The sequence below is a fragment of the Cupriavidus sp. 01L46 genome (genome assembly GCF_056399905.1).
The window spans coordinates 20,219-28,700 of sequence record NZ_JBFTSF010000054.1 but is presented as its reverse complement, the minus strand read 5'-3'; the positions used below and the strand labels follow the sequence as shown (position 1 = coordinate 28,700).

The following is an 8,482-nucleotide window of genomic DNA, read 5'->3' as shown; positions in this document are numbered from 1 at the left end:
GTCAACTACCTGTGCGGCACGCTGGACGTGCCGGCCGGCCAGATGGCGGCCGTGGTGGCGGCATTCGGCGAGGAAGAAGTCGAGGAATACCGCGTGGGCTTCACCATGCGCGGCGAGAAGGATGTGATCTACGGCATCGTCTGGCCGGTATACGGCCGCGAGTCCGGCGAGATCGATGCCAGCGAGAAGGACAACCCGCTGGAGCAGATCTGCGAGGAACTGCGCAACGCCGGGGTGGAAGACATCTTCCGCCACGCCGCGCTGTTCGACCCCGAGTATTGTGAAGACTGCGGCACGCCGCTTTACGCCGACCGCTCTGGCGAGATCGTCCACGCCGAGTTGCCGGAAGACGCGCCCACGCAGCAGCCGCTGTTCCACTAAGCTGCGTCGCTTCGCCTGACCAACGGCCCGCCTTGCGCGGGCCGTTTTTCCTTCAGCCGGCGGGCGAAGGGCTGATGCAGCGCCACAGCGCATGGCCGGAGGCCGCGTACTTGCGCTCGAACGGCGTGATGGCCTCGGCCGGCTGCCACAGCTCGACCTGCGCAGGCCGGCCGACCAGCGCCRGGGCCCGGGCGAACTCGTCGATATAGACCTGCCAGTTGCTGCGGCACTCCAGGTACCGGCCGCACGCAGCCAGCGCCGGGAACACCGCATGCCCCTGCCAGCGCCGCCCCAGGTGGCCGATCTTGGGCCAGGGGTTGGGATACAGCACGTAATGGCGATCCACCGCGATGCGAGCCGCCTGCAGCATCCGCCAGACGTCGACCAGGTCCGCGCGCGCCCAGGCAAAATTGGCCGGCATCGGACCATCCCACCAGTCCTTGCCCCCGGTCAACCGCTTTTCCGACTGGTCCACGCCGATCACAAAGTGCCCGGGGAACGCCGTGGCCAGGCGCAAGGTGCTCTCCCCCACGCCACAGCCAGCGTCCAGGATCAGCGGGGCCGCCCCGGCCTGCTGCCATTGCTGCAACGCAAGATCCAGCGCGCGCCGGCTTGGCTCGCCGATGGGCTTGCGAAAGGGCTCGGCCAGGTGGCGGGCAAGGCGCGCCTCGAGGTGGTCGTGGACATCGGCCTGGGCCGAGGTGATGGTGCGGGAGTTGGCAAACATGGGCGGGATTCTACCCGGCTGCCGAGCGCTGCGGGATCGCCTGGGCTTGCGGTTCTGGCGACGGGCGTGGACAAATGCCATCCACTGCTGCGAGCATATGGATATGACGTCGATGTCGCACGCAGATGTCGTTTTGACGGCACAATGCGGGCAACCGGGGTGGACAAGCGGGCGGCCCAAGCGTGCCCCGCCACCCCATCTGAGAACCCGCCGCCGCCATCCCATCCTGGCGGCGGCCCGTACGAGGAGCGCATCCCGATGACCGCCACACGCCGCACACGCCGCACACGCCACACCTCCAGCCTCACCGCCATGATGCCGCGCCGCGCGCTGCTGCAAGCCGGTGCCGCGCTCGCGCTCGGCAGTGCCACGCTGATGCTGCTGCCCGCCGGTGCGGCGCAGGCCGAAGACCTGCGCATCGGCTTGTCTGCCGACGTGACCTCGATGGACCCGCAGTGGAACAACTCTGGCCCCAACAACGCCATCGCGCTGCATATCTTCGAGTCGCTGGTGTTCCTCGACAAGAACGCCCGCTACATCCCCGGCCTGGCGCTGTCGTGGAAGCCGGTCAACGCCATCACCTGGGAAATCAAGCTGCGCCCCAACGTGAAATGGCATGACGGCACGCCGTTTACCAGCGAAGACGTYAAGGCCTCGCTCGAACGCCCCGACAAGCTCACCAACAGCCCCGGTTCCTTCACCAGCTACACCAAGCCGATCGCGCGCATCGACACGCCCGACCCGTTGACCGTGCGCCTGACCATGAGCGTGCCGAACTACGCCAACCTGGCCAACGACCTGAACAGCGTGCCGATCATGCCGAAGAAGGTAGCTGCCACGCTGAGCCAGGCGGACTTCGACTCTGGCAAGGCGATGATCGGCACCGGCCCGTTCAAGTTCGTGCGCTTCGCGCGCGGGCAGGAAATCGTGATGGCGAAGAACCCCGATTACTGGGGCCCGAAGACGGAATGGGATCGCGCGATCTTTCGCATCATCACCGACAACGGCGCGCGCAGCGCGGCGCTGCTGTCCGGCGACGTCGACGTGATCGAAAGCGTGCCGTCCGCGGACGTGGCCAAGCTCAGGCAGAACCCCAAGTTCCGCATCGAGCAGCAGGTCTCGTGGCGCACCATCTTCTGGCAGATGGACCAGTCGCGCGACAACCCGCCCTACGTCACCGACAAGGCCGGCAAGCCGCTGGGAAAGAACCCCTTCAAGGACGCACGCGTGCGTGCCGCCATCAGCCGCGCGCTGAACCGCGACGCCATCGTCAGCCGCATCATGGAAGGCCTGGCCGTGCCGGCCTCGTCGATCGTCTCGCCGCAGATCTTCGGCCACCCCGGCACCAAGCCAGAGGCCTATGACCCCGAAGGCGCCAAGAAGCTGCTAGCCGCGGCGGGCTATCCGGATGGCTTCGGCCTGACGCTGCACGCCACCAACAACCGCTACCTGAACGATGCCGCCGTGGCCCAGGCCACCGCCAGCATGCTCACGCGCATCGGCATCCAGACCAAGGTGGAAACGCTGCCGGTAGCCGCGTACTTCACCCGCGCGCGCCAGGGCGACTTTGCGTTCGAGATGCTGGGCTGGGGTTCGGCGGCGGCCGACGTGGCGCTGCGATCGATCACTGGCACGCCGAACCCCAAGACGGGATACGGCACTTGGAACTGGGGCAAATACAGCAATACCCAGCTCGACCAGCTGATCGAGAAATCGCTGACCACGGTGACCAGCGACAAAGCCCGCGAAGAGAACGCCCGCGCCGCGGCCAGGTTCGCCCTGGCCGACCACGCCATCATCCCCTCGCACAGCCAACTGGCGATGTGGGCCATGCGCAAGGACCTGAGGTACGAGGCGCGCACCGACGAATGGTCGCTGGCGCAGTTMTTCCACAAGCAGTAAGAGAGAGGCGGAGAGGCAGAGAGGTGTCTCGCGAGGCGGCGCTGGGCGTTGAACCCGGCGCCGCCAGCCGCCGCGTGGCTTGAATCAGATCCGCAGGCCGTCTTCCTGGTTTGCGTTCGCCGCCCGCAAACCATTCACCCAACTCCGCGCCGGCAACCCGGTCGTATCCTCCAGCACCTTCGCGCGAATCTCCAGCACATCCCACGACACATCGATCGCCGGCCCATTGAAGGCAAGCGCAATGACATTGCCGTCGTGCACTTCGGGGAACACCAGCACACGGTTATCAAACGCTTCGCAGATCCGCACAATGTTCTTTGGGAAGCTGTCGTGGTCGCCGAACAGGTTGATCGTCATCACGCCCGGCGCCTTGAGCACGCGGCGGCACGCCTTGTAGAACGCCGTGGTGTCAAGCACCGGCCCGCGCGCGGTGGCGTCATACAGGTCCACCTGCAGCACATCCAGCGCGCCGGTGTGCGCGCCATCCATCACGTAATCCCACGCATCCTGCTCCCGCACGGTAAGGCGCTCGTCGTCTTCACGCAGGCCGAACATGCTGCGACCCGCAATGATCACGGCCGGGTTGAGTTCCACCGCCGTCACGCGCGCGCGGCTGAACTGGCGATGGCAGAACTTGGTGAGCGCGGCGGCGCCCAGGCCCAGTTGCGTCACGTGAAACTCCGGCGCCGAGGGCGACAGGAACAACAGCCACGCCATCATCTGCTGCGCGTACTCCAGCTCAATGGCATCGGGCTTGCGCAGGCGCATGGCGCCTTGCACCCATTCGGTGCCGAAATGCAGGTAGCGCACGCCGTCCATCTCGGAGAAAGTCACCGGCGCGAAGCGCGGGGTCATGCGCTTTTCCTCGCGCTGCGCGGCTTGCGCGCCGCGCGCGGGACGGCGCGAGGCCACGGCTTCAATCGATTTGCGTTTGAGAAGAGTCATGGTGGTCAGGAAGAATGCATGTAAGCGTGCCGCCCACCGGGGCGGCACGTAAGTCGGTTCGGATCGATCCGGGATCAGGCTTTGCCGAGCGCGCCCTGGGCACGCTGCAGCCACTCCCGGTTGTGCTCGCGGGCGTGGCGCGGCCAGTGCTTGCCGTCGTGCACGATCTCCGCGTACAGCGCCTGGGCACGCTCGCGGTCGGCTGGTTCCCCGCGTGCCGTCAACCAGTCGGCAAACAGGCAGCGCGCGGCGGCATCGTTGGCGCAGGTCAGCGCCTGCTCGAATGCGGCGCGCGTGCCGGGCGCGTCCGACGCGGCCAGCGCGCGCGCGTACAGCAATGCAGGGTCCGCTTGCTGGCGGGCCTGGGGCTGGGCGGCGAACAAGCGCTCCAGCGCTGCCACGGCAGCGGCATGGCCACCGGTGGCGAACTGCGCGCGCGCCAGCCCCAGCAGCAGCGCCGGGTCAGTGGCGAACGGTCCGCTGGCGGCAGCCTCATAGTGTTCCAGCGCGGCTTTGGGCTCGCCGGCCTCAAGCAAGGCGGCGCCCAGGCGCATGCGGTGATCCACGGTGGGCGCGCGGTCGAACGCGTCGCGTGCCTCGCGCACCGCGCGGTTGGGATCGACCAGCTGGCCGATGGCGCGCTTGGCGGCTCGCGCGCCCCGCGTCTGGCGCAGCCCTGGCAGGTAGATGGCGAAGAAATACACCACGCTGCCCAGGCCCGGGAAGGCGAACAGGATCAGCAGCCAGTACATGTTCTGCTGGGTGCGCACCGCGTGCACGGCGAAGAACACGGCGATGATGACGTGAAAACCAATTCCTAGATACGGCATTGTCTATCTATCCTGCAAAGCGTTGGCCGGCGGACTTCCCGCCGGCATGCATGGCCGTGATTGTGACAGATGCGGCCGGGGTGCCCGATGCGGCATGCTACTTGCTACTGTCACAAATGCCTTTTACGGTAAGGCTGTTTTGCGCTTACGTTCTGCGCTTACCTGCCAGGCTTACCTGCCAGGCGTACCTTAGCAAAACCCGAGACGCCCCTCCAACCTGGCCCTCCACGACAAAGGATCCGCAGATATGAGCTACATCCACTTCATCGGTGGTGAAAAAGGCGGCGTCGGCAAATCGCTCGTCGCCCGCCTGCTGGCCCAGCATTTTATCGACCGGAGCATGCCCTTCCTGGGCTTCGACACCGACAAGTCGCACGGCGCCCTGCTGCGCTTCTATGCCGACTTTGCCGCGCCCGCCGTGCTGGACAAGCACGACAGCCTGGACCCCATTATCGAGCACGCCGTGGAAGACCCGCAGCGGCGCATCCTGGTCGACCTCGCGGCCCAGACGCAGCACGCACTCGCAAGATGGATGGACGACGCCGACGTGCTGGCGCTGGCCGAAGAGCATGGCCTGACGCTCACCTGGTGGCATGTGATGGATGCGGGCCGCGACTCGGTCGACCTGCTGCGCCAGTGGCTTGACCAGTTCGGCGGCCGCATCAAGCTGGTGCTGGTCCTCAATGAAGTCCGCGGCGATCGCTTCGAGATCCTGGAAGCCTCGGGCGAACGCGCCCGCGCCGAAGCGCTGGGCGCCAGCGTGATGACGCTGCGCCACCTGCCCGATACCACCATGCAGAAGATCGACCAGCAAAGCACCAGCTTCTGGGCCGCGGTGAATCATCCGGATCGCGCCGCCACCGGGCTCGGCATGCTGGAGCGCCAGCGCGTCAAGGTCTGGCTGAACCGGGCTTATGGGGAGATGGCAGCGCTGGCGTTGTGAGTGGAGTTGTGAGTGGAGTTGTGAGCGGAATCGGCACCTTGAGCATCGCATCGATGCACGTCGGAATCAAAGAGCGCTCGACACGCGGGCGGCCGATGCCCTCGACCCGCGATCCGACGTCCAGGCTCAGGCTGCTGTCCGGCTGGCCCGCCAGCGCGAATATCGGTGCTTAGTTCAGCAGCGCACGCCACAACGCCAGTTTCTGCTCGAAACTACGCGCCGCATGCGCTGGGCTCGATGAGGGCAGCACGACCGTCTCGTAGCCTGCCGCCGCGAACTGCGCGGCGAAACGACCCGACGTACCGCCGTTAAAGCCGACGCGGCGCAATGCAGGCGCCAGCGCCTTGAGCCGTGCGAAATCGTTGGCCTGCGGATAGCGGATATTGGAGTCCAGGCTGCCCTCGCGCACGCAGGCGCCGAGCACGTCCCACACGCCGATGCCATGGGACAGCAGCCGCACCAACCGATCGGCGTAAGGCAAGTCAGCCAGCGGCTCTCCGGTCAGCGCGCCCAGCAGCGGCCAGAACTGGTTGCGTGGATGCGCGTAATACTGCTGCGCCGCCAGCGATGCCGCCCCGGGAAAGCTGCCCAGCACCAGCACGCGGATGTGCCGATCGATGACCGGTGCAAGGCCTTGCTGTAGATCGGGGGAAAGACGACGCGGAGGGGATGCGGGAGATGGGACTGGCATGGGGTGAGTGTACTTGGCCCCGGGGGAGGACAGGCGCCGGCGCGGCTTGTGTGCGTCAGCCTGATGCCGGCGCCCGCCCTCTGCTCCGCCCCCCTCCCCACAGTTGCACACACGCGGGAAAGGGGAACAAGGGAGCAAACCCGCTACGCTTACGCCAGCAGCTTGTTGACGCGCTGCACGTAGATCGACGGATCTTCGAGCGTGCCGCCCTCGGCCAGCAGGGCCTGGTCGAACAGCACATGCACGCGGTCGCCGAAGGCGTCGTCCGTGGGACCGGCCTCCGCCAGCGCGCGCAGCTTTTTCACCAGCGCGTGGTCGGGGTTCAGCTCCAGGATGGGCTGGGCGTCGGGCGCCTTCTGACCAGCCTGCTTCAGCAGGCGTTGCAGGTAGCCGCTCATGTCGCCTTCGTCCGAGACCAGGCAGGAGGCCGACGCGGTCAGGCGCAGCGTGACGCGCACGTCCTTGGCCTTGCCATCCAGCACAGCCTTGGCGCGTTCCAGCACGTCTTTCCAGTCGCCTTCGGCCTTCTCCTGCTCGGCCTTCTCGTCGGCGTCGGCCAGCGCGCCAAGCTCCAGGTCGCCGCGTGCCACCGAGACCAGTTCCTTGCCATCGAACTCGCGCAGGAAGGACAGCATCCATTCGTCCACGCGGTCCGTCAGCAGCAGGACTTCGATGCCCTTCTTGCGGAACACTTCCAGGTGCGGGCTCGACTTGGCCGCGGCCCAGCTATCGGCCGTGACGTAGTAGATCTTGTCCTGGCCTTCCTTCATGCGGCCCACGTAGGCAGCCAGCGCTACGCTCTGCTCGGCGCTGTCCTGATGGGTGGAAGCAAAGCGCACCAGCTTGGCGATGCGCTCCAGGTTGGCGGCGTCTTCGCCCAGGCCTTCCTTGAGGGCCTGGCCGAACTGCTGCCAGAAGGTGGTGTACTTGGCGCGTTCGGCTTCGTCCTCGCTGTCCGCCAGCGTTTCCAGCATCGACAGCACGCGCTTGGTGCAGCCTTCGCGGATGGCCTTCACGTCGCGGCTTTCCTGCAGCAGTTCGCGCGAAACGTTGAGCGGCAGGTCGGCCGAATCCACCACGCCCTTGACGAAGCGCAGGTAAGCCGGCAGCAGCTGCTCGGCATCGTCCATGATGAAGACCCGCTTCACATAGAGCTTGAGGCCGGCCTTGTGGTTACGATCCCACATATCGAACGGCGCGCGCGCCGGCACGTACAGCAGCTGCGTGTATTCGCTGCGGCCTTCGACGCGGTTATGGGTGTAGGCCAGCGGCGCTTCGTTGTCGTGCGCGATGTGCTGGTAGAAAGCGGTGTACTGCTCTTCGGTGATGTCCGACTTGGAGCGGGTCCACAGGGCGCTGGCCTGGTTCACGCTCTCCCACTCGCCCGTTTCCTTGTAGGCGCTGGTCTCGGCATCCCAGACTTCCTTGGGCATGCGGATCGGCAGCGAGATGTGGTCGGAATACTTCTGGATGATGCCCTTGATCTTCCAGGCGGAGAGGAAATCGTCCTCGCCTTCGCGCAGGTGCAGCGTGACGGTGGAACCGCGCTCGGCACGATCGATGGCATCGACGGTGAACTCGCCGTCGCCTGCACTTTCCCAGCGCACGGCTTCGCTGGCGGGCAGGCCGGCGCGGCGCGTTTCCACGGTGACCTTGTCAGCCACGATGAACGCCGAATAGAAGCCCACGCCGAACTGGCCGATCAGGGCGGCGTCCTTCTGCTGGTCGCCGGAGAGCTGCTGGAAGAATTCCTTGGTGCCCGAGCGGGCGATGGTGCCAAGGTTGCGGATCGCCTCGTCGCGGCTCATGCCGATGCCGTTGTCGGTGATCTTCAGCGTGCGGGCCTTGGCGTCGGCCTCGATGCGGATCGCCAGGTCGGCGTCGTTCTCGAGCAGGGCCGGGTTGGCAATCGCCTCGAAGCGCAGCTTGTCAGTGGCGTCGGAAGCATTCGAAACCAGCTCGCGCAGGAAAATTTCCTTGTTGCTGTACAGCGAGTGGATCATCAGGTGCAGCAGTTGCTTCACTTCCGCCTGGAAGCTCATCGTCTCGTGCGGTGCGGTCAT

General features: G+C 66.3%; 8 protein-coding genes. 3 read left to right on the top strand and 5 right to left on the bottom strand.

Annotation, left to right across the window (positions count from 1 at the left end):
* Positions 1-381 (top strand): DUF2863 family protein (locus AC1DS3_RS12285; RefSeq protein ID WP_477127243.1); only part of this gene is annotated, 381 nt, incomplete at its 5' end.
* Between the two features lie 52 nt (positions 382-433).
* Here AC1DS3_RS12285 and trmB read toward each other — a convergent pair.
* A complete protein-coding gene (trmB, locus tag AC1DS3_RS12280; RefSeq protein ID WP_477127242.1) occupies positions 434-1,108 on the bottom strand; it encodes a tRNA (guanine(46)-N(7))-methyltransferase TrmB in 675 nt (224 codons plus the stop codon).
* Positions 1,109-1,366: 258 nt separating this feature from the next.
* Here trmB and AC1DS3_RS12275 point away from each other — a divergent pair, with 258 nt between their 5' ends.
* The gene (locus AC1DS3_RS12275; RefSeq protein ID WP_477127241.1) at positions 1,367-3,010 is read left to right on the top strand and encodes an ABC transporter substrate-binding protein; all 1,644 of its coding nucleotides are present in this window, start codon (positions 1,367-1,369) and stop codon (positions 3,008-3,010) included.
* Positions 3,011-3,094: 84 nt separating this feature from the next.
* Here AC1DS3_RS12275 and AC1DS3_RS12270 read toward each other — a convergent pair whose 3' ends face one another.
* Together AC1DS3_RS12270 and AC1DS3_RS12265 are read right to left on the bottom strand one after the other, a co-directional pair.
* Positions 3,095-3,955, bottom strand: a complete 861-nt coding sequence (locus tag AC1DS3_RS12270) for a class I SAM-dependent methyltransferase (RefSeq protein WP_441635019.1) — start codon at positions 3,953-3,955, stop codon at positions 3,095-3,097.
* Between the two features lie 74 nt (positions 3,956-4,029).
* Entirely contained in the window at positions 4,030-4,785 is a 756-nt protein-coding gene (locus AC1DS3_RS12265; protein WP_477109377.1) for a tetratricopeptide repeat protein, read from the bottom strand.
* 247 nt (positions 4,786-5,032) lie between these two features.
* Here AC1DS3_RS12265 and AC1DS3_RS12260 point away from each other — a divergent pair, with 247 nt between their 5' ends.
* The gene (locus AC1DS3_RS12260) at positions 5,033-5,728 is read left to right on the top strand and encodes a P-loop NTPase family protein (RefSeq protein ID WP_441635023.1); all 696 of its coding nucleotides are present in this window, start codon (positions 5,033-5,035) and stop codon (positions 5,726-5,728) included.
* Positions 5,729-5,897: 169 nt separating this feature from the next.
* On the opposite strand, the gene AC1DS3_RS12255 is transcribed toward AC1DS3_RS12260, so the two are convergent.
* Both AC1DS3_RS12255 and htpG read right to left on the bottom strand, forming a co-directional pair.
* Positions 5,898-6,419, bottom strand: coding sequence for a DNA-deoxyinosine glycosylase (locus AC1DS3_RS12255; RefSeq protein WP_441635025.1), 522 nt, complete (start codon positions 6,417-6,419; stop codon positions 5,898-5,900).
* Between the two features lie 149 nt (positions 6,420-6,568).
* On the bottom strand, positions 6,569-8,482 hold the full coding sequence (htpG, locus tag AC1DS3_RS12250; protein ID WP_441635027.1) for a molecular chaperone HtpG: 1,914 nt from the start codon (positions 8,480-8,482) through the stop codon (positions 6,569-6,571).

Excerpts from the sequence above, each read along its gene's own strand:
- AC1DS3_RS12265 (WP_477109377.1), bottom strand. The coding sequence starts at position 4,785 with ATGCCGTATCTAGGAATTGGTTTTCACGTCATCATCGCCGTGTTCTTC.
- AC1DS3_RS12255 (WP_441635025.1), bottom strand. The coding sequence starts at position 6,419 with ATGCCAGTCCCATCTCCCGCATCCCCTCCGCGTCGTCTTTCCCCCGAT.
- AC1DS3_RS12270 (WP_441635019.1), bottom strand. The coding sequence starts at position 3,955 with ATGACTCTTCTCAAACGCAAATCGATTGAAGCCGTGGCCTCGCGCCGT.
- AC1DS3_RS12260 (WP_441635023.1), top strand. The coding sequence starts at position 5,033 with ATGAGCTACATCCACTTCATCGGTGGTGAAAAAGGCGGCGTCGGCAAA.
- htpG (WP_441635027.1), bottom strand. The coding sequence starts at position 8,482 with ATGACCGCACCGCACGAGACGATGAGCTTCCAGGCGGAAGTGAAGCAA.